Annotated in this window: 25 protein-coding genes and 1 riboswitch; of the genes, 14 read left to right on the forward strand and 11 right to left on the reverse strand. The window is 48.1% G+C overall.

Annotated features, from left to right (window positions below; genetic code table 11):
- Positions 1–4 precede the first annotated feature (4 nt).
- Genes trpD through trpA form a run of 5 tightly spaced genes read left to right on the forward strand, consistent with a single transcriptional unit; the run spans position 5 to position 4334 of the window.
- Positions 5–1024: an anthranilate phosphoribosyltransferase gene (trpD, locus tag KNP94_RS01420; RefSeq protein ID WP_088836628.1), complete on the forward strand. Its 1020-nt coding sequence runs from the start codon at positions 5–7 to the stop codon at positions 1022–1024.
- Complete coding sequence (trpC, locus tag KNP94_RS01425) at positions 1021–1797, forward strand: indole-3-glycerol phosphate synthase TrpC (RefSeq protein ID WP_215115101.1); 777 nt, start codon at positions 1021–1023, stop codon at positions 1795–1797. Before trpD ends, trpC begins: the two co-directional genes overlap by 4 nt.
- Complete coding sequence (locus KNP94_RS01430) at positions 1784–2353, forward strand: phosphoribosylanthranilate isomerase (protein ID WP_088836630.1); 570 nt, start codon at positions 1784–1786, stop codon at positions 2351–2353. The genes trpC and KNP94_RS01430 overlap by 14 nt, the downstream gene beginning before the upstream one ends.
- 5 nt (positions 2354–2358) lie before the next feature.
- Complete coding sequence (trpB, locus tag KNP94_RS01435) at positions 2359–3555, forward strand: tryptophan synthase subunit beta (RefSeq protein ID WP_088836631.1); 1197 nt, start codon at positions 2359–2361, stop codon at positions 3553–3555.
- Positions 3555–4334: a tryptophan synthase subunit alpha gene (gene trpA / locus KNP94_RS01440; RefSeq protein WP_088836632.1), complete on the forward strand. Its 780-nt coding sequence runs from the start codon at positions 3555–3557 to the stop codon at positions 4332–4334. Before trpB ends, trpA begins: the two co-directional genes overlap by 1 nt.
- A 160-nt stretch (positions 4335–4494) precedes the next feature.
- Here the strand turns inward: trpA and KNP94_RS01445 are convergent, their stop codons facing one another.
- The 6 genes from KNP94_RS01445 to KNP94_RS01470 form a co-directional block, all read right to left on the reverse strand.
- Positions 4495–6486 (reverse strand): penicillin-binding transpeptidase domain-containing protein, encoded by a 1992-nt coding sequence (locus tag KNP94_RS01445; RefSeq protein WP_215115102.1) that lies wholly within the window; start codon positions 6484–6486, stop codon positions 4495–4497.
- A gap of 137 nt (positions 6487–6623) precedes the next feature.
- Positions 6624–7346: a M23 family metallopeptidase gene (locus KNP94_RS01450; protein ID WP_088836634.1), complete on the reverse strand. Its 723-nt coding sequence runs from the start codon at positions 7344–7346 to the stop codon at positions 6624–6626.
- Positions 7347–7622: 276 nt separating this feature from the next.
- Complete coding sequence (locus KNP94_RS01455; protein ID WP_215115103.1) at positions 7623–8510, reverse strand: diacylglycerol/lipid kinase family protein; 888 nt, start codon at positions 8508–8510, stop codon at positions 7623–7625.
- 128 nt (positions 8511–8638) lie between these two features.
- Positions 8639–10108, reverse strand: coding sequence for an alanine/glycine:cation symporter family protein (locus KNP94_RS01460; RefSeq protein WP_029333096.1), 1470 nt, complete (start codon positions 10106–10108; stop codon positions 8639–8641).
- A gap of 224 nt (positions 10109–10332) precedes the next feature.
- Entirely contained in the window at positions 10333–12189 is a 1857-nt protein-coding gene (gene abc-f / locus KNP94_RS01465; RefSeq protein ID WP_251132539.1) for a ribosomal protection-like ABC-F family protein, read from the reverse strand.
- A 281-nt stretch (positions 12190–12470) separates the two neighbouring features.
- Complete coding sequence (locus KNP94_RS01470) at positions 12471–13352, reverse strand: DUF1002 domain-containing protein (RefSeq protein ID WP_088836636.1); 882 nt, start codon at positions 13350–13352, stop codon at positions 12471–12473.
- A 187-nt stretch (positions 13353–13539) separates the two neighbouring features.
- A riboswitch (TPP riboswitch) is annotated at positions 13540–13645 on the forward strand.
- Positions 13646–13719: 74 nt separating this feature from the next.
- Between KNP94_RS01470 and tenA the strand changes: the two genes are divergently transcribed.
- Positions 13720–14421 carry a thiaminase II gene (gene tenA, locus KNP94_RS01475; protein WP_088836637.1) on the forward strand — a complete coding sequence of 234 codons (702 nt, stop codon included), beginning with the start codon at positions 13720–13722 and terminating at the stop codon, positions 14419–14421.
- A gap of 150 nt (positions 14422–14571) precedes the next feature.
- On the opposite strand, the gene KNP94_RS01480 is transcribed toward tenA, so the two are convergent.
- Positions 14572–15345, reverse strand: coding sequence for a sporulation protein (locus KNP94_RS01480; RefSeq protein ID WP_088836638.1), 774 nt, complete (start codon positions 15343–15345; stop codon positions 14572–14574).
- A 98-nt stretch (positions 15346–15443) separates the two neighbouring features.
- Between KNP94_RS01480 and KNP94_RS01485 the strand changes: the two genes are divergently transcribed.
- The 7 genes from KNP94_RS01485 (at position 15444) to KNP94_RS01515 (ending at position 21285) form a co-directional block, all read left to right on the forward strand.
- Positions 15444–16628 (forward strand): class I SAM-dependent methyltransferase, encoded by a 1185-nt coding sequence (locus tag KNP94_RS01485; RefSeq protein WP_088836639.1) that lies wholly within the window; start codon positions 15444–15446, stop codon positions 16626–16628.
- A gap of 32 nt (positions 16629–16660) precedes the next feature.
- Complete coding sequence (locus KNP94_RS01490; protein ID WP_029333102.1) at positions 16661–17086, forward strand: BrxA/BrxB family bacilliredoxin; 426 nt, start codon at positions 16661–16663, stop codon at positions 17084–17086.
- A gap of 785 nt (positions 17087–17871) precedes the next feature.
- Entirely contained in the window at positions 17872–18645 is a 774-nt protein-coding gene (locus KNP94_RS01495; protein WP_088836640.1) for a transporter substrate-binding domain-containing protein, read from the forward strand.
- A 60-nt stretch (positions 18646–18705) separates the two neighbouring features.
- Positions 18706–19362 (forward strand): amino acid ABC transporter permease, encoded by a 657-nt coding sequence (locus KNP94_RS01500; protein WP_088836641.1) that lies wholly within the window; start codon positions 18706–18708, stop codon positions 19360–19362.
- Between the two features lie 13 nt (positions 19363–19375).
- A complete protein-coding gene (locus KNP94_RS01505; protein WP_088838454.1) occupies positions 19376–20098 on the forward strand; it encodes an amino acid ABC transporter ATP-binding protein in 723 nt (240 codons plus the stop codon).
- 58 nt (positions 20099–20156) lie between these two features.
- Entirely contained in the window at positions 20157–20693 is a 537-nt protein-coding gene (locus KNP94_RS01510) for a GNAT family N-acetyltransferase (protein WP_239456859.1), read from the forward strand.
- Positions 20686–21285: an HD domain-containing protein gene (locus tag KNP94_RS01515; RefSeq protein ID WP_214765362.1), complete on the forward strand. Its 600-nt coding sequence runs from the start codon at positions 20686–20688 to the stop codon at positions 21283–21285. The genes KNP94_RS01510 and KNP94_RS01515 overlap by 8 nt, the downstream gene beginning before the upstream one ends.
- A 164-nt stretch (positions 21286–21449) precedes the next feature.
- Here KNP94_RS01515 and KNP94_RS01520 read toward each other — a convergent pair whose 3' ends face one another.
- The 4 genes from KNP94_RS01520 to KNP94_RS01535 all read right to left on the reverse strand — a co-directional run bounded on the left by KNP94_RS01520 (position 21450) and on the right by KNP94_RS01535 (position 25219).
- On the reverse strand, positions 21450–22163 hold the full coding sequence (locus tag KNP94_RS01520) for a ZIP family metal transporter (RefSeq protein ID WP_088836644.1): 714 nt from the start codon (positions 22161–22163) through the stop codon (positions 21450–21452).
- 125 nt (positions 22164–22288) lie between these two features.
- A complete protein-coding gene (gene fadH, locus KNP94_RS01525; protein WP_214765360.1) occupies positions 22289–23053 on the reverse strand; it encodes a 2,4-dienoyl-CoA reductase in 765 nt (254 codons plus the stop codon).
- 88 nt (positions 23054–23141) lie between these two features.
- Positions 23142–24077: a manganese-dependent inorganic pyrophosphatase gene (locus KNP94_RS01530; RefSeq protein ID WP_029333110.1), complete on the reverse strand. Its 936-nt coding sequence runs from the start codon at positions 24075–24077 to the stop codon at positions 23142–23144.
- Between the two features lie 56 nt (positions 24078–24133).
- Entirely contained in the window at positions 24134–25219 is a 1086-nt protein-coding gene (locus KNP94_RS01535; protein ID WP_088836646.1) for an N-acetylglucosaminidase, read from the reverse strand.
- A 79-nt stretch (positions 25220–25298) separates the two neighbouring features.
- Here KNP94_RS01535 and KNP94_RS01540 point away from each other — a divergent pair, with 79 nt between their 5' ends.
- The gene (locus tag KNP94_RS01540) at positions 25299–26285 is read left to right on the forward strand and encodes an aromatic acid exporter family protein (RefSeq protein ID WP_214805195.1); all 987 of its coding nucleotides are present in this window, start codon (positions 25299–25301) and stop codon (positions 26283–26285) included.
- Positions 26286–26344 lie beyond the last annotated feature (59 nt).

Here is a 26344-nt window from a genome sequence, read left to right on the forward strand (position 1 = left end):
AGACATGAAAGAGATATTAACGAAACTAGCAGCTGCGAAGCATTTACGATACGAAGAGATGCAACAAGCAGCACGACAACTGTTTGAACCGAACGTGACGGACAGCGAAATCGCCGCCTTCCTCGTCGCCTTAAAAGCAAAAGGCGAAACAGCGGATGAACTGGCGGGACTCGCCTCGATCATGCGGGAAGTCGCACTCGACATTCCCGTCACAGGAACGGACTTCATCGACAACTGTGGGACGGGTGGCGATGGCTCACAGTCATTCAACATCAGTACGACAGCCGCCTTCGTTCTCGCAGGTGCAGGCTCGAAAGTCGCCAAGCACGGTAACCGGAGTATCTCGAGTAAAACGGGCAGTGCCGATGTCCTCGAGGCATTAGGTGTTAAACTGGATGAAACACCCGAGCAACTCGCAAACCGACTCGAAGAAAACGGGATTGCGTTCTTATTCGCTCAGCGGATGCACCCGCGTGTCAAACAAATCATGAAGGTCCGGAGCGATTTACGGATCCCGACGATCTTCAACTTGATTGGTCCGTTAACGAACCCGGTCTCTTTAAAAACACAATTGCTCGGGATTTACCGGGAAGATTTACTCGAGACGATGGCGTTGACGTTACACCGTCTCGGACGCAAACGGGCAATCGTCTTACACGGAGCGAATGGAATGGATGAAGCGTCTCTCGCCGGAACGAACCAACTTGTGTTACTCGACGACGGAGAACTGATTCGCTTCAGTCTTCACCCGGAAGAAGTCGGATTGACCGTCGCCCCACTCGAAGCAATCCGTGGCGGGTCGGCACAAGAAAATGCCGACATCTTACTACGTGTCCTTGACGGGGAAGCGGGACCCTACCGGGATACGGTCTTACTCAACGCCGGCATCGCCCTGTTCGCGGAAGGACGGGTCAAAACGATTCGGGAAGGAATCGATTGTGCGATCGTCAGTATCGATTCCGGACAAGCACGAGAAAAACTGCGACAATTGCAACAGACGAAACGACAGGAGGCAATCGGATGAATATTTTAGACCGCATCATTGAAACGAAAAAACGTGAAGTAGCTGAACTCAAGGTGTCGGGAGTCAAGCAAATCGAACGGTCACCGTTACGCCGTTCGATTCACGAACGACTCGGCCAAGACGACTTGTCGGTCATCGCGGAAATTAAACGGGCATCTCCTTCAAAAGGCGACATCTCGCTCGACGTCGACCCTGTCGCTCAAGCAAAACGGTATGCAGCAAGCGGGGCAACGGTCATCTCGGTTTTGACGGATACGACGTATTTCAAAGGGAGCATGGCAGACCTTGAGGCAGTCGCAAATGCAGTCGATGTGCCCATCCTGTGTAAAGATTTTATGATTGACCGGATTCAAATCGACCTTGCGAAAGCGCATGGAGCGAGCTTGATCCTGTTGATCGTCGCGGCACTTGACGAAGCGACACTGGAAGACTTGTATCACTATGCCTACGCAAACGGTCTCGAAGTTTTAGTAGAAGTCCATGATGAAGCGGAACTGAAGCAAGCAGAACAGCTCGATGCACGCATCATCGGCATCAACAACCGAAACTTAAAAAAGTTCGCCGTCGACTTAGCGACATCGACACGGCTGTTGCAGACGAAGCGCCCGGGCGTCCGGTATATCAGTGAAAGCGGGATTCAGACGGTCGAGCAGGCACGTCAGCTCCATCAGGACGGGGCAGACGGCATTTTAGTCGGTGAAACGCTGATGCGCGCAGAGGATCCCACCGCCTTCATCCAAGCAGTCAACGGACCGGTCTATGACACGCATTAAATTTTGCGGGTTACGGCGCGCCGATGATGTGGTGGTCGCGAGCCGACTCGCCGACTACATCGGTTTCGTGTTCGCGCCGAGTAAACGTCAGGTCACGCTCGAACAAGCAGCTAAATTGCGGCAATTGGTTCCGGCAACGGTCCAAGTCGTCGGTGTGTTCGTCTCGCCGACCTTACAAGAAGTCGAAGCGGCGATTGAAACGGTTGGACTGGATTTGATTCAAATTCACGGTATGGTGGACGAAGCGATTCGTACACAAACGAAAGTTCCGATCATTCAGGCACTCGTCGCGGGCGCCACTTCAATCGATACGGAAGCGGATTACATTCTCTATGACGCGCCCCAAGCTGGAAGCGGACAACCGTTCGATTGGTCGACGGATTTAACAAGTACACGACCGATGTTCGTCGCAGGTGGTTTGACACCATCGAACGTCGCAGCAGCGATCGCGCGCTATCAACCGTTTGCAGTGGATGTCTCGAGCGGAATCGAAACGGAGTTTCAAAAAGATCAACAAAAAATGCTGGCATTCGCACATGCCGTAAAGGGGAGATGAGCACGATGGGTTATTCACAACCAGATGCACTTGGTCAATATGGAGTTTATGGTGGACGCTACATTCCGGAAACATTGATGCAAGCCGTCCTTGAACTGGAACAGGCCTATGCCGAAGTCAAAGAGGACCCGGCGTTTTATGAACGGATGAACGATCTCTTAAAAAATTACGTCGGGCGTGAGACGCCACTCTACTTCGCGGAACACTTGACGCGGGAAATCGGTGGCGCAAAGATTTACTTGAAACGGGAAGACCTGAACCATACGGGCGCTCATAAAATCAATAATACGATTGGACAAGCTCTACTCGCAGAGCGGATGGGGAAACGGAAAATCGTCGCCGAGACCGGTGCCGGACAACACGGTGTTGCGACGGCGACCGTCTGTGCCTTACTTGATTTAGAATGTGTCATCTTCATGGGGGAAGAGGATGTCCGGCGTCAAGAATTGAACGTCTTCCGGATGGAACTGCTTGGGGCGAAGGTCATCCCGGTCACACAGGGCAGTCGGACCCTGAAGGATGCCGTCAATGAAGCGTTACGTTACTGGGTCAAACATGTTGAGGATACACACTATTTGATGGGATCGGTTCTCGGACCGCATCCGTTCCCGGAGCTCGTCCGTGATTTCCAATCCGTCATCGGGAAAGAGACGCGGGCGCAAATCCTTGAAAAAGAGGGTGTCTTGCCGGACGCGATCGTCGCTTGTGTCGGTGGCGGGAGTAACGCGATTGGTATGTTCCATCCGTTCATCGATGATGAAACGGTTGCGCTGTACGGAATTGAAGCAGCAGGAGACGGAATTGAGACGGACAAACACGCAGCGACGATGACGAAAGGTGAAGTCGGTGTCTTACACGGGTCGATGATGTACTTGCTACAGGATGCACACGGTCAAGTCACGGAAGCCCATTCGATTTCAGCCGGGCTCGATTATCCAGGCGTCGGACCGGAACATAGTCTCTTAAAAGACATCGGTCGTGTCCAGTATGAAGCCGTCACCGATCAAGAAGCACTCGATGCGCTCCAGTTGTTATGCCAAAAAGAAGGCATCATTCCGGCGCTCGAAACAGCACATGCCGTCGCCTATGCGACGAAGCTTGCGAAAGACATGTCGGAAGACGAGATTCTCGTCATCTGTTTATCCGGTCGCGGTGATAAAGATGTCATGACGGTCAGATCGGCCTTAAAGGGGGAAGCGTGATGCGATTAGAACAAGCAATCCGAACAGTCAATGACCGCGGTGAAAAAGCGTTTATCCCGTATGTCATGGGAGGTGACGGCGGAATCGACCGTCTGCCGGACATTTTGGCATTCCTCGAACGGAGTGGGGCCACAGCAATCGAAGTCGGTGTCCCGTTCTCGGACCCTGTTGCGGACGGTCCGGTCATTCAAGAAGCCGGTCTTCGCGCGCTTGCACACGAAGTCAGCTTACACGACGTCCTCGAGGCGATTCGGGTCGCCCGTCAAGAAACGACGGTCCCGATCGTCGTCATGACCTACTTGAATCCGATTTTCCGCTTTGGCATCGATGCCTTTCTTGCGACCTGTCGTGAAGTCGGGGTCGATGGCTTAATCATTCCGGACTTACCACTCGAACAGAGTGCGCAGTTTTTTGCGAAGCATGACAAACAAGACATCGCCCTCGTCCAACTCGTTTCACTGACGAGTCCGATCGAACGGATTCAAAAAATCGCGAATCAAAGTGAAGGGTTCCTCTATGCCGTCACCGTCAACGGGACGACAGGAGGGCAGACGACGTTCGGCGAGTCGCTCGAAGCGCATCTTGCAAATGTCGCGGAACTGAGTCCTGTTCCGGTCCTCGCCGGGTTTGGAATCAGTACGCCGGCACACGTCAAACAGTTAGGGGCTTCGGTCGCAGGTGTCATCGTCGGTAGTAAAATCGTTGAGTTGTTACAACAAGAAGATACATCAGCGATTGAGCAATTGATGGCAGCCCGGTTACCCGATCTTCACGTCTAACTAAAAAAGATCTGACGCATCCGTCAGACCGACATCAATCAAATGGCCGATGATTCCACTTTTTACGGAATCATCGGCCATTTTACGTTTCTTCATAAAAAGCGGTGACGGGCGACCCTGCAGCAAACATCAGCTGAAATCGCACCCTTGACCAATCGCTTTACTTGGCCTCTTTCAAGACTTCGGCGACGAGACCGGAAACATACGGACTGCCCCGGTCTTCCTGTTCGACCGATTCAATCATCATCGCGACGAGTAGCGTCGGGTCATCATTATCATAACCAACGAAAAAGCCATTTTCCTTCCCCTTTGTTTCTCCAGCTTGCTTAAGTTCAGCCGTTCCCGTCTTACCGGCAACGGCGACTTCCTGTATGTCGGCAGGTAAGTCATATCCGGCATGGACGACATCATACAAGTCTTTCCGGATCATCGAGGCATCGTCTTTTGAGATTAAATCCTGTTTCCAGATCTGTTTTGTTTTTTCATCCGCCCGTAACGTTGGCTGATAGATGATTCCGTCTGTCAAAAAGATTTCGTACATCGAAGCGAGGTGGACGATGTTCGTCAACATCTGACCTTGTCCGTACGATGTATCCATTAATTGACCGTCAGATGAAATGGTCCCGTCGTTTGAAATCTGTGAAGCCCGCATCGGATAGGCGAACGGAATTTTTTCACCGTAGCCGAGTGCCTCCAGTCCATTCGTAAAGGTATCAGCACCTACTTCAAGTGTCGACTGAGCGAAATAAATATTATCCGAGTAGACTAGCGCATTGTGTAAATCGACAGGGTCCGGTGTCTCGTGGATCCGGGTGACATTGAAGCCATCCTTTTTCCACTTTAAGCCGTCAATCGAATAGGCTTTATCGGGATTTAACTTTCCGGCGTTTAGACCGATGGAAGCCGTCAACGGTTTTTGTGTCGATCCGGGTGCAAAGGCACTCGTAAAACGATTGAGTAACGGTTGATCTGAATCATTCGTCAATGTGTCGAGTCGGTCTTGCGAGATGCCGAGTGTGAACTCACTCGGATCAAAACCGGGGGAGCTGACGAGGGTCCGTGTTTCACCGGTCCTTGGATCAAGTGCAGTTGCGACACCCGGTTCACCGTTCATCGTCTCGTACGTCGATTGTTGGAGCGCACCATCGATCGTCAGCGTAATGTCTTTCCCGTCTTTGACCTTCGTCTCGGCGACGGTTACCGGTTCGTCCTGGTCCGACTTCACGATTTCGATGCTCGTTCCGGACTGGCCGCGAAGTTCATCATCGAAAACCTGTTCAAGTCCGCGTTTACCAACCTGTTCACCAGCTTGGATTTTATTGTTCGATTGTTCGACGTCTTCAGCGGTCGCCGATCCAACATAGCCGATTAAGTGGGACGTCGCTTCACCGTATGGGTAAGTCCGCACTTCTGTTTCCTTGGCGCTGACCCCTTTAAGTGCCGTCAAGCGCTTAACGGTTGCTTCGTCAGACGGATCAAATGTTTTTAACGGAACGAACTGACCGTCCTTGACCCAAGATGCCGATAGGGCGTCGTCAATCGAATTCGTCGACCGGTCGAGGAGAGAAGCGACTTTCTTTTTGGTCGTGTCATCCAGCTGGCCAGCTGTCACACCGACTTCAAAGCCTTGACCGGTCGTCGCGAGCGGTTTTTCATTCCGGTCAATTAAATCACCGCGTTTTGCGGTAAGCGTGTTCAATTTGATTTGATCCGCTTGTTCAAAGTCTTCGAACAGGAAGGAAGGATCCCAGTCGACGTACCAATTGTCTGTGTCTTTGTTTGTCTCGTAGACGAGCGGGACCTCTTTCTTGAACGATACAGGTCCCGCGACCGTATCGAATTTGACGGTGACAGGCAATAGTTGTTTCTTCTCATCATCTGTGTCGGGTGCTTTTCCCGGTGTAATGGAAATATTTTTGATTTCAAGCGTATCGTTCAATTTTTTCGTTCGTTCGATGAACTGACTTTCTCCGTACTCTTTTTGTGTCGTTTGACTGACATAATCGGCATACATCTTGTCATAGTCTTGTTTTTCCCAAAGCTTTGAATAGGAAGCGAGTCGTTCTTCGGCTGTCGGCTGATCTTGACAGCCGACAAGAATTCCGATGCTCGCAGCACTTGTTGCGGCAAACAAAAGTGAGCGTGATTTCAAGGTGAATCCCTCCTTAAAAGCATTTATTTAATCACCGTACCATTGTTTTGTCTAACTTTCACCTAAGACACCCTTGACGCACGAGAAACGTAAGGCACAAAAAAACCACTGACGAATTTAAGTCAGTGGTGGTTGAGTTAATTGAAGTAGTTTAATGGATTGATACTGCTTGCAGCAGATGACGCACTGTAGACGTATGAACCACGGTGTAGTTCAAAGTGAAGATGGGCGCCGAAGGCGTTTCCGGTTGCACCGACCGTCCCGATTTTTGCTCCTTTTGCAATCGTTTGACCGGCATATACCGAGCGACTGTTCAAGTGAGCGTAGACCGTCGTGTAAGCAAGTCCATTGATTGTGTGCGTCATCATAACGTAATTGCCATAAGCACCGTAATTACGGGACGTGATGACTTTACCGGCAGCAGAAGCATAGACGGGCGTTCCTGTTGCAGCGCCGATATCGATTCCGTTATGGAACGTATAACCGTAAACGCCGCTCGCTGCACCGTATCCTTGTGTGATTGGACCACTTGTCGGTCGCGAAAAGCCACTCGATGCTTTTGTTGCCGTCGTTGTTGTGACTTTATACTTTTTGACATACTTGGAAGCGACATAACGGGAAGAACCTGAGTATGAAATTTTCGTCCATGATCCGGATACGCCGAGGTACTTGTATGTTTTTCCTTTATTGACGGTTCCGACTGCTTTATAGGCAGTCGAAGGACCCGTTCGAACACGGAGACCGTCAGCCATTACTTTTACTTTATATGTAGTTGCTGCTTCGACTTTTTCGATGCCTGTCGTAGCGAAGCCTGAAACCATTAGTGCTGTCATTGTCATTGTTGTTAACATACGCTTCATATGTGAGTTCCTCCTAATTGGGAAAAGGCGACGGACGTCAGTAAAACTAAGTCTTTCAATATTGTAAGGTGAAGGTTCTATGTAGTTAAGGTAGAAAATGTTTTCTTGATAGAATGATTATAGCATCGGAAATAAAGGGGAAATATTTCAGTTTTGTTTCAAAGTTATCACTCTATAACATATATTGTAATGGTCATTTTTGGTTTATTTTGTCCATGCTAAAAAGCCCACCGATTCTATGCAGCTTGGTGGGCTTATATTCATAAAGGATAGTACTTAGGACGTGGGAGCGATGACGTTTAAGTGCTGACCAAGAACTTGGACCGTAATCGGAAGTTTGCCTGCCGTATCGCCATCAGCATTAATCGGAAGTGTTTCCGAAGATTCGATTTTGACTTCCTTCGTTGTAAAGTACTCGACTTGATCTGCTTCAGATAAATCACCTTTCAATAGTTTAGGTAGCGCTTGTAAGGCGTCTAAAATACCAAGTTGTTTTACAAGAAAAACATGAAGTAATCCGTCATCGACACGCGCCTCTTGCGCAAATGATTCGAAACCGCCGACGGAATTCGTCAACGAAACGATAAGTAACGGTGTTTCGCCGTCGAAAGATTTTTCTCTGGCTGTTAACTGGAGCGGGTAGGGACTATGATCCTTGAAGGCTTTTAATCCTTCAATGAAATATGCGATAGAACCGAGTGATGTCTTCTGTTCGACACTCACTTCTTCGACGGCATCGGCAATCAGCCCAATCGCAATCACGTTCATGAAATAGTGTGATCCATACTTACCGATGTCAAAAGGACGAATCGGAGCATCTTCGAGAACGTTGATCGCGTCGCGGGCATCCGTCGAAATATGGAGCGCACGTGCTAAATCGTTGACCGTCCCGAGTGGAACGATGCCGAGCGTCGGACGGTGGTCTTGTTCTGCGATTCCCGTGATGACTTCATTGACCGTTCCGTCACCGCCCATTGCGATGACGGCGTCATACTGCTCAGTCGAAGCAGTACGTGCAAATTCTGTTGCGTCGAGTTCTTTTTCAGTGAACCGGACATCGACCGTTGCAAAGCGCTGAGCGAGTGTACCTTCTGCAAATTCTGCGTATTTTTTACCTAATTCTTTCCCGGATGAGGGATTAATAATTAACATGGCCTTCGACACATTCAATTCCTCCTTAGTGACTCTCTGTTCCTATTTTCCCAACTCACGACCAAGATAATCCTAGCGCAGCAAAAAAACCTTGGAGGCGATTAAACGCGCCTCCAAGGTTTTTAGTAGAAAAGAAATGTTTACCGTCGTGCGACAGGTGGTGCTTCACCAGCAGCTGGACGCGCTTCTTCTTCATCGTCCCAACATTCGGTATTTTCGATACCTAATGCTTTAGCAGAGAAGACAGGATCAAGACCTTGCTTACGTTGGTTTTGGTAGTCATTGATGACTTTGATTGCGACTCCACCTAAGAGCGAGATGGCTGTTAAGTTGATTAATGTCATACCGGCCATGAAGAGGTCGGCGAAACTCCAAACCATTCCGAGGCTGAGGAGCGATCCGATGAAGACGAATGCCATCGTAGCAATTCGGAAGCCAAAGACAGTTGATTTACTTTTCTTGATGAATTCAATGTTCGTTTCACCGTAGTAGTAGCTACCGACAATTGAACTGAAAGCGAACAAGAAGACACTGATTGCGATAAAGGCTGGTGCGACGGCACCGAGTTGCTCAGAAAGCGCATTTTGTAACATGGCGATACCTTCACCATTACCGGCAGCGTAGCTGTCACTGAGTAAGATGATTGTCGCTGTTGCTGTACAGACGATCAACGTATCAAGGAAAACACCAAGTGTTTGTAAGAATCCTTGTTTTGCTGGGTGAGAAACTTCAGCGGCAGCAGCAGCGTTCGGAGCAGAACCCATACCGGCTTCGTTCGAGAAGAGACCACGTTTAACACCGAGCGAGATTGCAGCACCGACAGATCCACCAACAGCCTGGTCGATACCGAATGCACTCTTAAAGATCATTGCGAAAACCCCTGGAAGTTCAGTGATGTTCGTGATGACAACAAAGATGGCAGCAATCAAGTAGAGTGACGCCATGATTGGTACAACGATTGCTGAAACTTTCGCGACACGGTGGACACCACCGAAGATGACGAGACCTGTAAGAACGACTAAGATCCCACCGACGATCATTTTGTCGATTCCAAAGGCGTTGTCAAAAGCAGCGGCAATCGTGTTCGATTGAACCGAGTTAAAAATAAGACCAAATGTGACGGCGATTAAGATTGCAAAAATGATTCCGAGGACGCGGTTGTTCAATCCTTTTGCGATGTAGTAAGCAGGACCACCGCGGTAAGCGTTATTGCCTGTATCACGTACTTTATACACTTGAGCAAGCGTACTTTCAATAAGGGCTGTTGCTCCACCAAGGAGGGCGACCATCCACATCCAGAAGACCGCTCCGGGTCCACCAAGTGTAACAGCGATCGTAACACCGGCCAAATTCCCTGTACCGATTCGAGTCGCGGCACCGATGAAGAATGATTGAAGGGATGTAATACTCTGACCTTCATCATCTGTTGTCTTTTCATTTTTATCGAGTGTGACACGGAACATCTCTTTCAAGTAACGGAATTGGATGAACTTCGTTTTAATGGTGAAGTAGATGCCGACTCCGATTAAAGCGGCGATTAAGATATAAGACCATAAGATGTTGTTGGCGAAATCGACGCCCGATTGTACAGCTTGTTGAAATGCATCCATGTGATAGTTCCTCCCAAAGTGTTTTTGCTAAAAACTGATAATAGCTATAAGTTGAATTATACGAATTTTCAGACAACTTGCAAGCTTTTTTTCGAAACTTTCTTTTAAAATATTTAAAATATATTTTTTCGGGTTCAGAAAAACAGATCGTCATCAAAGCATTTTTAATTTAAAAAACCACCGCACTTAATGAAGCAGCGGTGGTGAAATGATGCGTTTTTTGATTAGTGATCGACTGCCAACAATTTTTCATAGAAGTCATCAATTTGACTAACGAGCTGTTCTCGTTCTGAGAATAATGTCGTGAGGACTTCATAATCATGTGTCGCCGCGAGTGATGTATCGAGTAAAGCCACCTCATCCTCTAGCTGTTGAATCTGCTGTTCGAGTTCGCCTGCATTTAAAGCCGGATGTTTCCCGGCTACCGGCGTCCGGGTAGCGCGGGGCGTGGGTGCCGCTGATTCGACGATTGACCGGGCATGTCGTTTTTCGGCAGCATATTGGTAAGAACCGTGAAAGATTTCTGTCGTGTCATCTAGCCAATAGGTTTTCGAGAAGAGTCGGTTCAAGAAATAACGGTCGTGCGATACGGCAATCAGCGTTCCGTCAAAGTGCTCGAGTGCTTCTTCAAGCGCCTCGCGGGATTCAATGTCGAGGTGATTCGTCGGTTCGTCAAGAATCAGGACATTAAGCGGCGAATGGACAAGAATCGCGAGCATCAAGCGCATCTTTTCCCCGCCGCTTAACGCAGTAATCGGTAAGAAGACACGTGGACCGAAAAAGAGGAAACGGGCCAACAGGGAGCGAGCTGTTCCTTCGTCCGCCGAAACGTGTGAGCGGAAGTAATCGATCAGTCGCTCTTCACCCGGCATATCGACGTGTTGCGATAAAAATCCGACCTGATTTGACGGACCACGCGTGACACGTCCGTTCGTCGGCTGGAGTTGTCCAAGTAAGACACGTAATAACGTCGTTTTCCCACTTCCGTTCGCACCGACGATTCCAATCCGGTCACGTGCCGCGGCTTCGAAATCGAGCGACGCGAACAACTTCCGGCCGGCGACGGAAAGCGTGACATCCTCAAGACGGTAAACGATTTGACTGAGTTGCCCTTGCGACGAAAAGCGGATGTCAGGCACCGCTTTTTCCAGGAGCGGCCGTTTGAGTCGCTCAATCCGTTCGAGTGCCCGTTCCATGGCTTTTGCTTTTCGGAACAGTTTTTCGCTTGGCGGAGAGGCTTCATTTGCCCACTGGCGCAAGCGCCGAATCGCATCCTTCATCTGTTTGATTTTCTTTTGTTGTTCCGTGTAGGCGTGGAATTGTTCGAGGAGCAGGCGTTCTTTCGCGACCGTGTACGCCGAATAATTTCCTGGGTAGATTGTCAGTTCACCATCTTCAAGTTCAGCGATCAAGTTGACACTTGCGTCAAGAAACACGCGATCATGCGAGACGATGATGACAGCGCCCGGATAACTGTTTAAAAATTGTTCGAGCCATTCGATTGCTGCGAGATCGAGGTGATTCGTCGGTTCGTCGAGAATCAACAAGTCTGGTTCCACCAGCAGCATCCGGCCGAGGCAGATTTTCGTTTGTTCGCCACCACTTAATTGAGAAAAGGGACGTGTCAGCAAGGCATCGAGGTGGAGTCCGTTAATCATGCGCTGGATTTTCGAGTCGAGCAGGTAACCGTCCTGTTGTTCGAATTGTTCGGTCACACGCGTATACGCATTTAGCACATCGTCCAGGTGGTCAGCACTTGCCATTTGTTGTTCAAGCTGATGCATCGTCGTCCGTAAGGCGACGATTTGGGCAAATGCGGTCCAGAGAACATCAAGGCCCGTCAATTCTTCTGCGAACTGTGGAATTTGAGCCAAATAACCGATGGAAAGTCCTTTTTTGAGATAAAGGGTTCCGCTGTCCGCTGTTTCGAGTTGCGCGATTAAACGCAGTAACGTGGTTTTTCCGGTTCCGTTTCGACCGATCAATCCGATGCGGTCAGCTTGTTTAAGATAGAGCGAGACATCGGTTAAGACGGATGCTCCCCCAAATTGTTTTGTCAGGTGTTGGATGTCGCAAATCATGATCAGTAACTTCCTTTCATGCGCATCAAAAAACGGAGAACGCAAATAGCGCTCTCCGTTTACCGTAAAAGGTGCGCTTTGCTTTATTTTTCAGATGGATGTTCCTAAGAAAAGGGCAGACTCGTCCTTTAGAACGCCATTTCATGAAAAATCGCGCGCAACAGATAAAGTTGTTCCATCAACCATTGCTTACACGCAGCAAAACCCATCTTTTACACCACCTTTTCGTTTCGATAAAGTTAGTTTACCATGTTTTGAACTGAAAATGAAATCGTTTTCAGTTACTTGAACAGTCCGGAAATCGAGTTAAAGAACTTACTTAAGCCGTCAAACAGTTTTGCAAAAAATCCTTTCGTTTCTTCGGAGGTCGCGAACGCGTGGATATCTTGCCCGGCACCCTTTAATCCGGTCTCGATTTGTCCCCAGTTCAAGTCAGCTTTCTCCATTTGACTGAACAATGACGTCAACCGCTCCATTTGGGCGTCCGACAACTGGATGTTGTTATTTTGAATGACTTGGATGATGACATTCTCGATATCGACTTTGGTTTCCGGCTTTTGTTTGGCGATCTCTGCTTTGATTTCATTCATCAGTTCGGCGACTTTGTCCGTCCCGACCGTTTTTCCGACATCGGAAGTGACCGATAACTCTTGTTGGGCTAAATCTTTTCGTTCATCCGTCAATTTAATGCCGGTCTCAGCCGACGTTTGATCGTATGCTTTCATGATCCCCGTCAAAGCAGAGGTCCCGGTGACTTTATAAGGGGAAGTGATTGTGATGTCGGCGTCCGTTACGCCTGCAGTGACGAGCGCGTTCAAGTACATGTCTTTTGTTACCCAGGTAATGTTTTCGGTCGCGACAGATAAACCGTCGCCTTTTTCAGCGAGTTCGATTTTTGCGGAAGAGTACATATTGCCGCCGAGTTGCGATTGGGGAACGTTTTTCCCTAAATATTTTTCTTCATCCGCTGCCGTGGCGATGACGGGCGTAATGCCTTCCGGCGCATTCAATCGGGCGAGTACCCAGGCTTTATCCTTTGCCCCGAGCGATTCACCAAGCGTGATGATTGTTTTATCGACGACTTGCTCTGCTGAAGCAGCAGTCGGTAGAAGTAAACTTGTCGCTAAAAGCGTCGTGGTCATGATTTTTGTTGCTTTATTCATAGTATAAATCCTCCGAGTATAGTAGGTAGTATCAGGTGCTAATTTCATTGTAAGTGACGTCTCCCAGAACGGAATCGGTCTTGAGGCGGAATGAACCGCCCACCTCGTGTCCCTAATCCTATACTACATTTCATTTAAAATCCTGATCATGTGACTGAAAAAATGATATAGTGAAGAGGAATTAAATAATGACCACTAGGGGAGTCGGTAGGCCGACTGAGACGACGAAGACGTTCGGACCCTTTGAACCTGATTAAGTTTGGACTTACGGAGGGAAGTGGCGTGAATATCTCTCTTGTTGTCTCTTCACGTCATGCCCTGTTCGTAGGGTGTGGCGTTTTTTGATTCAACAAAAGGGGGAATTAGGTTGAAATTCAGTCAAGAAATTCGGCAAGCCGCAAAAACATATTGGGACAGCAGTTTTTCCCATCCATTCGTCACAGGCATTGGTGACGGGACGTTACCGCTCGAAAAATTTCGACATTATGTCATGCAGGATGCGTATTACTTAAAACATTTCGCAAAAATTCAAGCCCGGGCCGCCTCAAAGGCAACGGATTTTGCGACGATCGCGGAACTCGCGGAACATGCGACATCGACCTATGCGGCTGAGCTATCACTCCATCAATCGTTTTTTGAACCGCTCGCTATTACGGAAGCGGATTTAGCAGCGTTCGAACCGGCACCGACTGCGTATGCCTATGTCTCACATATGCATCATGCGAGCGAGGGGACACTCGGGGAAACGATTGCAGCGATTTTACCGTGTTACTGGCTTTATTATGAAGTCGGACAACAACTGTTGACGAAGTCACCGGCGTCACCGATTTATCAACAGTGGATTGCAACATACAGCTCGGAATGGTTCGAACGGGTCGTCTTTGAACAGGTCGACCGGCTGGATGCTTTGGCGGCGCAAGCGACTGAAGCAGAACGGGAACGGATGAAACACCATTTCGTCAGAAGCTGTTATTACGAATTGATGTTTTGGGAAATGGGCTGGACGGAAGAAACGTTTGAACGTCTCTTTACACAAGTTACGCGTCAACCAAAAGTAACGAAACGATAAGTACAGCTTTAGCCGCTGTTGATCAGCGCGATCAGACGGCAGACTGCACAAAACCTGAGCAATTTTCAGCTTTCGTAAAGAAAGTCATGGCAATCGCTCAGGTTTTTTTGTTGGTGGATTACAGGCATGATGAAAATTCTGGTAAGGAAATCAGCTGTACCGTTCAATCAAATCGTTTAATTGTTGTTTGACGGCGTTTCGGTCCATCAAATCGTGGTTCGATAAGGATAGCTTCGTCATCGTCTCATCCGCACCCGCCATCTCACTGAAGAGCGAACCTAAGTCGTGGGCACGACGGTCGATTTGCAAGACGATGTCGATGCCGGTACGGTCTTGGAGCATGATGAGTTCGACTTCATCGAGTTTATGGGCGAAGTACGTATTGCGTGCCGAATACTCGAGTTCCTGGGCGATCGGTAAATCCTTCCGGTAACGCCCGGGAAGTTTTTCCGTGTCCGCTTTCTTGAGTCGGAAGCCAAGTTCTTCCATCGCTTCTAAGATAACGGATTGGAGGTCATTGGCTTGGACGATGATGGCGTCCCGGTCTGACGGATCGACCGCCTGGGCGATATCGAGACCCGTTTCAATCCATGATTTCGATTGACTGACCGAGAGCGGCGTATTGAATGGTACTTGAAGCGTAAACGGAATTTCGCGTTCGACACCTGCTTCAATCGTAAAGGCGGCTTCGTTTAGCGAAAAACGATCGAGTGTGAACGTCGTAAATGTCGTGCTGTCCCTGACTTCTTCTTTATATTGTGTATTAAACGCTAAATAAATCCGATCGATTTCTTGGTCGACATTGCCGCCTTTAATATGGACGGTTCCGTGAATCTGTCCGCCTGGCTCACAGCGTTCGCTGTCGAGTCGTGTATCGACTGTGGCGGCACCGATTCCGATTTGTGATAAAAGTTTTTTGAACATCGTTCGTTCCTCCTTTAATGATGAAGATACCTTACTTGTCGAATAGGGTGGAATTTGCTACAGTTTCGAAAGAACAATCAGAAAAGGACGGGACTACAGTGGAATTACACCAAGTAAAAGAATTACTCACTCAAAAGCTCGAGGCTGCTGCTCTCGTGCATGCAACGATTAGTGGTCCGCGCCAAAAGTCGAATGATCTTCGAAGAATCAAACTAAAACCGATTCTATTGAAAGATACGTATGCAATCCAGTTAGAGTTTCAATATGAACGGATAATTAAACACGAAAATTTGTCGGTTGATGAATTTTTAGAACGACTCGACGGATTGATGGAGGAATTCCGTCAATTTTTATTCCGTTTCGAGACGGAAGAAGTTCAGTTCCAGTTATCCAAAAAAATGAAAGTATCGTTAAAAACAACGCAACAGTCACCCCTGCAAGCAGAACTGTCGCATAACCGTAAAAAAAGTCATCTCCTTGAAGATGGTGTCGTCGTTCCGTTTTTAGTCCGACTCGGTGTCATGACGGAAGACGGACAAGTCAAACGGCAAAAGTACGATAAATTTAAACAAATCAATCGGTTCCTGGAGTTCGTCGAAGATAGTATTTCCGCGTTACCGACAGACCGAACGTTACGGATTCTTGATTTCGGTTGTGGAAAATCGTACTTGACGTTTGCCTTGTATCATTATTTAAGTGTCGTCAAAGGCTTCGACTTGAAAGTGACCGGACTTGATCTCAAAAAAGAAGTCATCGAAGAATGTACAGCGATTGCGCGCGATCTCGACTATACGAATCTCGAGTTTCGTGTCGGGGACGTCCATGATTATAACGAAGATACAGAGGTTGACTTAATGGTGACGCTTCATGCCTGTGACGTCGCAACGGATGTTGCACTTGCCCGCGCCGTTGATTGGAATGCGTCTGTCATCTTAAGTGTCCCGTGTTGTCAAAAAGAACTCAATCGTCAACTCGACTGTTCACCACTCGACGTCATGTTGCAACACGGGCTGATTCAAGAGAAGTTCGCTTCGCTTGCGACGGATTCGATCCGTGCCGAAATCTTGACGCTCGTCGGTTACGAGACACAATTGCTTGAATTCATTGATTTAGAGCATACACCAAAAAATGTCTTGATTCGTGCGTATAAAAATGACCGTCAGCCGTCGGAAGAAAAAATTGACCGTTACGTCGCCTTCCGTGATCTACTACATGCGAAACCATATTTGGCGCAAGAATTAAGCGGCAGACTTGGACAGATTTCATCTAAACTCGTACAATAAGGAAGAGAACGAATAAGGGAGGAATTAGACCGATGGATTTCCAAATGTATTTTGAAGACGTCGTCCAGACAGCACGTAAAGAAGCGGCAGCTGCTGGTTTTGAAGAATTAACGACAGCTGAAAGCGTCGATGACGCGATGAAGCGTGAAGGATTGACACTTGTCCTTGTCAACTCAGTATGTGGATGTGCAGGTGGGATTGCTCGCCCGGCAGCTGCTTACGTCAATCGAATGGAAGGCGTGAAGCCAGATCATTTCGTAACGGTGTTTGCGGGACAAGACCGTGAAGCAACGGACCGGGCACGCGAGTACTTTGAAGGGTATCCACCTTCATCACCATCATTCGCTTTGATGCAAGATGGCAACATTCTTTCGATGGTTGAACGTTTCGACATCGAATCGTTTACTGCAGAAGAAGTTGTTGAAAAATTAGAGTCATTGATTGAAATTTACGCATAAGTGAATCAACTGGAGCCGTGTTTCTTAATTGAAACACGGCTCCAGCATGTATACAAACGCTTATGAAGAGTGAACATGCGACATCTAGGTGCGATCCATTCGCTTTTCGCGGTTCTAAAGCGATTCAAGACAGATTGCGCTCTAAACCGTCTGCATGTCTGGATTTCCTTCACGGTATTTCCTAAAGAGCGTCACGTTTCGTTGACTCCTACGGGAAAAAGTGCGTTTTTAACGCACTTTCAGAGGCAGGCAAGACCCTGCTCGTTGTCCATTAGGACCAAGGAGCAACGGCTTGCGCCTCGCCCGAGGAAAGCAACGAAAAAAACGCTTTTATCGCCCAATGGCACTTTGACTACAGTCTAGAGCCGTGTTTCTTAATTGAAACACGGTTTTAATTTGTCGTGAAAGTGAGTGTGCGCGAAAGAGATGTTTTTTTAGCAGTCCCCCTGAAGCAGAGGCCGACTTATTGAAAGAGCAATGAAAAAAGAAAGACGAATCGAATCAATAGCATCCCCTTTTTCGAGTTAGAAAGTACCCATGATTAAAATCCGAGGATAGCAATAAAAATGTAAGCGGATTCAAAAGTGGTTATTTACTCATGTTTTGTATAAAAAGAATCGATTTATGCATTATTACGAGATAATTATACTTTACAATGAATAAATATTCGTATATCCTAAAAGTAATAAATCGGATCAGAGCTATTTAGTATTGAATTAGAAAAAAACATAAGTCATACTATTGTTAAAGTTCTGACAATTGAGCGTTGGAAGGGGAATTTATTCATGAAAAAATTAGTAGCAACGGCAATGGCAGGCATTCTCGCACTTACGATGGCAGCATGTGGTGCATCAGATGATTCATCAGGCGGTTCAAGTGATGACAGTAAAGTATTAACGATGGGAACGTCAGCAGATTACTTCCCGTTTGAATACATCGATACGGCGAAAGGGGACGACATCGTTGGATTTGATGTCGCAATCGCAAAAGAAGTTACAAAAAACCTCGGTTATGATTTGAAAATTGAAGACATGGAGTTCGGTAGCTTACTCGGAGCACTCAGCTCAGGTCGGGTTGATTTTGTCATGGCAGGAATGACACCGACAGACGAGCGGAAGAAAAACGCTGATTTCACAGATGTTTACTTCGAATCAAAGAACCTCGTCATGACAAAAGACGAAGCGATTAGTTCGGAAGATGAACTGAAAGGTAAAAAAATCGGCGTCCAACTTGGATCGATTCAAGAAGGCATTGCAAAAGATCGTTATAAAGACAGCGAAGCCGTCTCGTTGAATAAAATTCCGGAAATCATTCAAGAACTCAATACGGGTCGGATTGATGCGCTCATCATCGAAGATGCTGTAGCGGTCAAATACATGGATCAAGACGAATCGTTAAAAACGTATGAAATTAAAGAAGACGGACCGACGGGTTCAGCCGCCGCTTTCAAAAAAGGCGACAAGATGCGTGACGAGTTCAACAAAGAGTTGAAAAAGATGATCGATGCGGGTGAAATCGACAAACTTGCAGAAGAATGGTTCCAAAAAGAAGCAAAATAAGAGAAGCACATAGGGGTGGGGGTAAACCCATCCCTTTTGCGCGACGTTAGGAGTTTGGTTATGATAGACTTTACAAAGATTCAAGATTCAATCCCATATATTCTGCAAGGGATTCCAGTTCTGTTCCAAGTCGTGCTCGTCGCTGCCGTCGCAGGGATGTTGATCGGAATCATCGTGGCAGCCCTTAAAATTACGAAAAGCAAATTCATTCGCTTCATTGGACACGCGTATACGGCAGTCTTTCGTGGAACACCCTTGATTTTGCAACTGGCAATCATTCACTTCGGTTTACCGCAACTGACAGGTTACGTCACGACAGGCTATCAATCCGCTGTCATCGCCTTTTCATTAAACTCGGGTGCTTACATCTCGGAAATCATCCGGGCAGGAATTCAAGCAGTCGATCGTGGACAATGGGAAGCAGCGGATGCACTCGGTATCCCATACATGAAACAATTGCGGTCAATCATCTTACCGCAAGCGTTCAAAAACATTTTACCAGCCATCATGAATGAAATGATTACGTTAACAAAAGAGTCGGCACTCGTCTCGACAGTCGGTGTTCTCGATATTATGCGCCGAGCGCAAGTCGTCGGTGGAGAAAAAGCATTGTACTTCGAACCCTTGTTATTTGCGGGACTCGTCTATTTCGTCCTTGTCATGGGATTGTCCTTGATTGGTCAACAAGTCGAAAAAGCTATGAGAAAGAGTGGGTAATCAGATGGAACCTATGATTCAAGTCACCGATCTGTACAAACAGTTCGGAAAGTTAGAAGTATTAAAAGGCATCACGACGACAGTCGGCCGTGGGGAAGTCGTCGCAGTTATCGGACCGTCGGGTTCAGGGAAGTCGACGTTCTTACGTTGTATCAACCTTTTGGAGCAACCGACAGGTGGAATGATTAATGTCGACGGCTTCGAATTGACAAAACCGAAAGCGAATATCGCGAAAGCGCGTCAAAACATCGGGATGGTGTTTCAACAGTTTAACCTGTTCCCTCATAAGTCAGTGCTCGATAACTTAATTTATGCCCCAATCAATGTCCTCGGTTTATCAAAAGAGGACGCAATCAAACGTGGCGAAGTATTACTTGAACGCGTGGGTCTCGCTGAAAAACGGGATAATTTCCCGAACCAGCTATCCGGTGGTCAAAAGCAACGTGTTGCGATCGCGCGTGCCCTCGCGATGGAGCCGAACGTCATGTTGTTCGATGAACCAACATCAGCACTCGACCCGGAAATGGTCAATGAAGTCCTCGATGTCATGAAGCAACTCGCGGAAAGTGGGATGACGATGGTCATCGTCACGCACGAGATGGGCTTCGCAAAAGAAGTCGCCGACCGTGTCCTGTTCCTCGACGAAGGCATTTTGATGGAAGAAGGAACACCGGTCGAGTTGTTCGATCATCCGAAAACCGACCGTGCGAAAAAATTCTTGGAAAAAGTCTTATAACACATAACCGCCATCTCTTTCATCAAGGGGGTGGCGTTTTTTGAGGAGGATGAATGAAGTGAAGTTACTAGAGGGGAAAGGCATCCGGCTGACACGTTTCCAAGCGGCAGATACGGACGTCTATCGGGGCTTTCTTGACGATGCGACGTTTGCACGAAACTTGAGTGCGACACCATATCGCTTCTTGTCAGATGAAAAAATCAACGGGATGCTTGCGAGTGATGCCCATGAGACGTTTCGGTTCGCCGTTCGTCGGACGGATGCCGAGCGTCTGATTGGTATCGTCTCCCTCGAAGATATCTTATGGTCGAACGGGACGGCTTGGTTGATGATTGGAATCGACCCAAGTGAAACCGGGAAAGGGTATGGGCGAAAAGCATTACAGCTATTACTGCGATACGCCTTTTATGAGCTCAACCTCGAGCGGATCCAGTTGACGGTCTTTGCCTATAATGAGCGTGCGATTGCATTATACGAACGACTCGGCTTCGTCCACGAAGGCACGTACCGGCAATTTTTAAAACGGGATGGTAAGCGGCATGACATGTTGCTTTACGGATTGTTGCAGACGGAGTGGGAGGATTTTTATGATTAACGAAACGGAACAGTTCGTCCGTGCCTTTCACGCGACGGATTTTTCAGGACATGACTATGCCCATATCGAACGGGTCCGGAAGATGGCTTTACAGATTGCTGCGACGGAAGGCGGGGATTTGCTGACGATTGAACTGGCGGCACTCCTGCATGATGTCGCGGACGAGAAACTCGGCGGAACACTTTCTTCCGTCGATGCGTTTTTATCCGGGAAAGTCTCAGACACTCGGAAACAGAAAATCCTTCAAATCATTGATGGGATGTCATTTAAAGGGGGGGACCGTCCACCACTTGAGACGCTGGAAGGGAAAATCGTCCAGGACGCAGATCGGTTAGATGCAATCGGTGCCATCGGGGTCGCCCGGACCTTCCAGTATGGAGCATTGACCCAAGCACCGATGCATGTACCCGGTTTAAGACCACGCAAGCCGGGAGACCGGACGAGTCCTTCGAGCACAATCAATCATTTTTATGAGAAGTTACTTTTGTTAAAGGATTTGATGAATACCGAAACGGCAAAAGGCATCGCAGAGGAACGGCATGCGTTCATGGTTGAATTTTTGGAACGTTTTCAGACGGAGTGGGAGTTGTGAAAAACGGACACAAGAGTTGATTCAAGACTCAATCCGTCCGCGCTCTCTGTTCCGATAGTTCCGTCCTGTGCGCAAAAAGTGCCGGTGAATCCGTAAATGATGCGGATTCACCGGCACTTTCTAGCTCGGTCCTTATCGTCAAGCTCTTTTAAAATCACCGAGCTTCAGCTAAGGATGATGGCAGTGATGAGACCGAGTGAGGCGAGTAGTCCGACGATCGTGCCACCTTCCTCATGCGCCTCCGGCATCATCGTCGAAGCGAGCATCGCGATGATGCCACCGCTTGCGAAGGCGCCGATCATCGCAAATTGCATATCGGGTAGGTTAGCAAGCACGGAATAGCCGGCGAGCGAGGCGAGGGCAGAAATCAACCAGACGACACCCCACATGATTAAGATTTTTTTCTTCGAAAATCCGTCTTTTTGAAGTCCGGTCGTACTCGAGAGACCTTCCGGAATATTGCTGACGAAAATCGCCGCAACGAGTGCCGCACTGACATTCCCCGACAATAAGCTTGCCCCAATCATGATCGATTCCGGAATCGCATCTAAAATCGTTCCGAAAAAGATGGCGGTGCCGGTCCCTTCGTTTCCGCCGCCTGAACGTTTCCGTTTACTCGCACCTCGCGAAGAAACAAAAAAATCAAATCCTGTAAAGACGAGAGAACCGACGATGAACGAGATAGCGACGATGAACGTCGTTGATTTATTCAAGGCTTCGTCGAGCAGTTCGAACGTCGCTGCCCCAATCAAGATCCCCGTACCGAATGACATGACATATCCGATGTACCGTTGCTTCATCGGTAAAAATAATCCAATCAATGCCCCGATGACGACTGCGCCCCCGGCGAGTGCGCCCCAACCTAAAGCCATCCACATAACTGATTCCTCCCTTATTCCATTGTTCTTTTTTCCTTTCGATAATGATTTATAAACATAGTTAATTTTTAGAGGAGAAACGAAATGAAAAAATCACCTCCCGCTTCGGAAGGTGATTGTGATAGTCAGAACGGTTGTTTGTTCAGCCAGTGACCGCCGTCCAGTGCGATGCATTCTCCATTTAAGTAGCTTGCTTGATTGGAGACCATCCAGACGGCGAGTCCAGCGATTTCTTCCGGTGTCCCGAACCGTCCGAGTGGTACATTGCGACGAATTCGTTCCGCGTGTTCCGGTGACATCGCCAGTTTATCGGCACCACCCGTCCGTTCGATCGGCCCCGGACTGATCGCATTGATGCGGGCATGATACTTATACCCCCACTCGACGGCAAGCGTCCGCGTCAAATTCAAGACTCCGGCTTTTGCGGCAGCACTCGGAGCGACACCGGCTCCAGCTTGCCACGCGTAAGAAGCGACGATGTTTAAAATCTGTCCACCTTTGACGTCATCTTCTTGCCAGCCTTTGACAAGCGCGTGTGAACAATTGAATGTCCCATTGAGGACAATGTCGATGACCGTCTTCCATCCGTTCGGAGACAGCTCATCCGTCGGACAGATGAAATTTCCGGCCGCATTGTTCACGAGTGCCTCTAAGCGACCGAACGTTTCCCGTGCTTGATTGACAGCCGCGATACAGGCATCGGTATCACGAACATCCATTTGAATGGTCAGATGCTCCCCCTCAATCTGCTTTAGTTCATGATCCGTTTGTTGTAACCGTTCCAAGTCACGTCCTGTGACGACGACGTTCCAGCCGGCTTCTTTTAAGGCGAGTGCCATTGCTTTCCCCATACCGCTCGTACCGCCTGTCACCATGATCGTTTGTGCCATTAACTTCTCCCCCTTTAGTCTGAATGAACAACCATTCATTATTAGTATTCAAAAAAGAAGGAGTGAACTCCTTCTTTTTTGTAGTCGATTATTTTGAACTAACGGCAGTATCTGTCAGGATTGGAACAACTTGTTTCTTCCGTGAAACGACACCTTCGAGGTAAACGAGGTGGTTGGTTGCTTCAATTCCATAAGCTTGTTCGACGAGTGGTGCTTGTTGTCCGAGTACGAGCGCAACTGAATTATTTGTTAAGATGTCAGTCACGAGGAACACGAACAGATCGAGTTCTTTTTCGAGAATGATCGTATTGATTTGCTCTTCAAGCTCAGCTTGACGAAGTAACACTTCAGCTGTATCGACCGTATTGACCTGAGCAATCTCGACTTTGTGTGCGCCCATCGAAAACTCTTTTGCGTCAAGTGAAATCAATTCTGTGATTGATTTTTTCGATAAGTCAGCACCTGCTTTGAGCATGTTCAAACCGTAGACGTTTGCATCGACACCGGCGATTTCTGCAAGTTCACGTGCAGCGACGATGTCTTCTTCCGTACATGTCGGTGACTTGAACAACAATGAATCGGAAACGATTGCCGATAACATCAAACCTGCGATTTCCGGTTTGATCGCGACACCATGTTCTTTATAAAGTTTGTTCAAAATCGTTGCCGTACAACCGACGGGCTCAGCGCGGTAGTAGATCGGATCTGATGTCTCAAAGTTCGCAATCCGGTGGTGATCGATGACTTCTGTGACCGTGACGTCAGCGATGTCGTCGGCACTTTGTTGACGTTCGTTGTGGTCGACGAGAATGACGTGTGATGCTTCGGCAGCGACTGCCGTAACAAGACGCGGTGCAGCGATTTTAAATTGATCGAGTGCGAATTGTGTTTCATCATTGATTTCGCCTAAACGTATCGCTTCGGCATTCACACCTAATGCTTTCTTCAGTTCAGCGTACGCGATTGCTGACGTAATCGTATCCGTATCCGGATTTTTATGACCAAAAATCAATACTTTTTCCATGCTGAATCACTCCTCAATGGTTAATGTCTCGCCCATTAGTGTATCATATCTCGGAATTAGAAGGCGTCCATTTTGTACAGGATACCAGCGATTTTTTCGCTCCAGTAAGGATCCGATGCATAAAAAACGTTCATTCCTTTTGCTTTATTTCCGAGGAACGGTCCACGGTGGTACTTACCATCCGTCGCGAGGTAGTCGCGGGCGATAAACTGACCCGTTTTTCGAATCGAGTCGTCAAGCGATTTATAAGCCGTTGCATTTTGACCAGGTGCAATATCCGTCGCATTGACGCCAAACAGATTGAATTTTTCACGGGCAATCGTCGACCGACCGTAATTTGATTCATGAATCGCATGAGCGAGGAGATAGGCGGCATTGATATCAAAATCACGCTCGACTTTTTTGAACGTCTTCCCAGTACCGATCAACGGACTATCGGGCGCATTGTTTTTGATGAAGGCATCAAGCTCTTTTGCGGACAAAGGAGTCGGTTTCCGTAAATCTTTCGTCAATGTCGTCACTTCGACATAGTCGGTCGTCCGCTTCGAAATGTCTTTTGGGGCACGTCCGACGGTAATCCAGCCGCCGAGTCCGGCGTTCGCGACGATGTAGTGACGTAACGTATCACCCGTTCGTTCGTAAAACGATCGGTTCGTCGATCGTTCAAGGGGATACAAGGTCAACCGATCCGACGCAACGAAGCCGCGGACACCGGCAATTTCAATCCGACTGACGTCTGGACCGAAGTCGCGCAGTGTTAAACGGCTACCGGACGCGACATATGTCAACCGTTTTTTTAACGATTCGTCTTGATAGATGTTGAGCGTACCACCTTCGTCGACGATCCCGATACCGGGACCAGTCAAGTAGAGATAACGGTCATCCTCGGTTCGTTTAACGGCACCACGGTCGTCACCAAGGTAGGTTTTCGCTTCGCTGAAGGTATCGAATTCTTGTTCCGTCGCGACTTGACCTTCTTGATATTTTTCAGCGATGTACGGAGCAGCCGGTTTTAAGACGGACGGTGGATCGTCCTTCAACAAATAGAATAGAACGATCCCGAGCAAAAAGAAAAATAACAGTCCTTTCAGGGATCCCGCTTTTTTTGCGGGACGGCCGGGACGAATCGTGCGTGTACTCAAAAAATCACGTCCTTCAAAAAATCGATAGACAACTTGGGTAAAGGATAGGTAGTCTAACAAAGAATAGGGGGGGAACTCGATGTTCATTGGATATCGGACTTTAAAAACGGCCGTCGCAGCCGCACTTGCGATGTGGATTGCAGAGCAGATGCAACTCGACTACTATGTTTTCGCCGCCATCATCGCCATCTTGAGTATTCAAGCGACGCGGAAAAAATCAATTCGTTCATCGTACGAACGCATCATGGCGTCGATTCTTGCCATCGGAATCGGTTTCCTGATTTTCGAAATCATCGGTTATCGGCCAGTTGCTTTAGCACTTTATTTCATTATATTCCTTCCGTTAACGCAACGCCTCCGTCTACAGGACGGTTTTATTACGAGTGTCGTCATCTTGACGCATCTTTACACGGCACGACAACTCAACCTTGCGATTTTTTTAAATGAAGTCTACTTGATTTTGATTGGCGTCGGTGTCGGATTACTCGTCAATATGTATATGCCGAGCCTTGACCGTGTCATCACGGAGCGCCGTCAGCAAATCGATAAACGGATTGCTGCTTTGTTCTTTGAAGTCGCCGCGGCGATCGAGACGGGGCGGATCAATCATCATTCGCTGACGCTCGAAGAAACGGAACGCTTGTTGCGGGAAGGAAAGGACGCTTCGTTAAAACGGATGGGCAATGCCATCGGTCGTCGAAATGATGACGAGGACTACAGCTATTTCCGGATGCGGGAGCAACAGTTCGAACTGCTCCGCGGGATCGTCCGTAATGTTGATGATTTGGTGTTAATCGTCGAAGAAGGCAAAAAAGTCGCCGACCTGTTTCGGACGATTGGTGACAATGTCCGTCCGGAGGCCGACGCAAGGTTATTTTTACAAGAACTGGCGGACTTACTCGCGACCTTCCGTGCTTCGCCGTTACCGACGACGCGTGAAGAGTTCGAAGTCCGGTCCGCGCTGTTGCACATGTTGCAAGAAACGGAGCAATATTTACAATTAAAGCAGCGTTTCGTCGCGAGATCAGAAGAAATAAAACATCGTCGAGGCAAAAGTACCAAGTAAGAAGATTGCTAAGATCGCAATCGTCGTCCACTTGATGAGACGTTGTTGTTTGGATGGGC

This window comes from Exiguobacterium sp. s80, assembly GCF_018618725.1.
Classification (GTDB): Bacteria; Bacillota; Bacilli; order Exiguobacteriales; family Exiguobacteriaceae; genus Exiguobacterium_A; species Exiguobacterium_A oxidotolerans.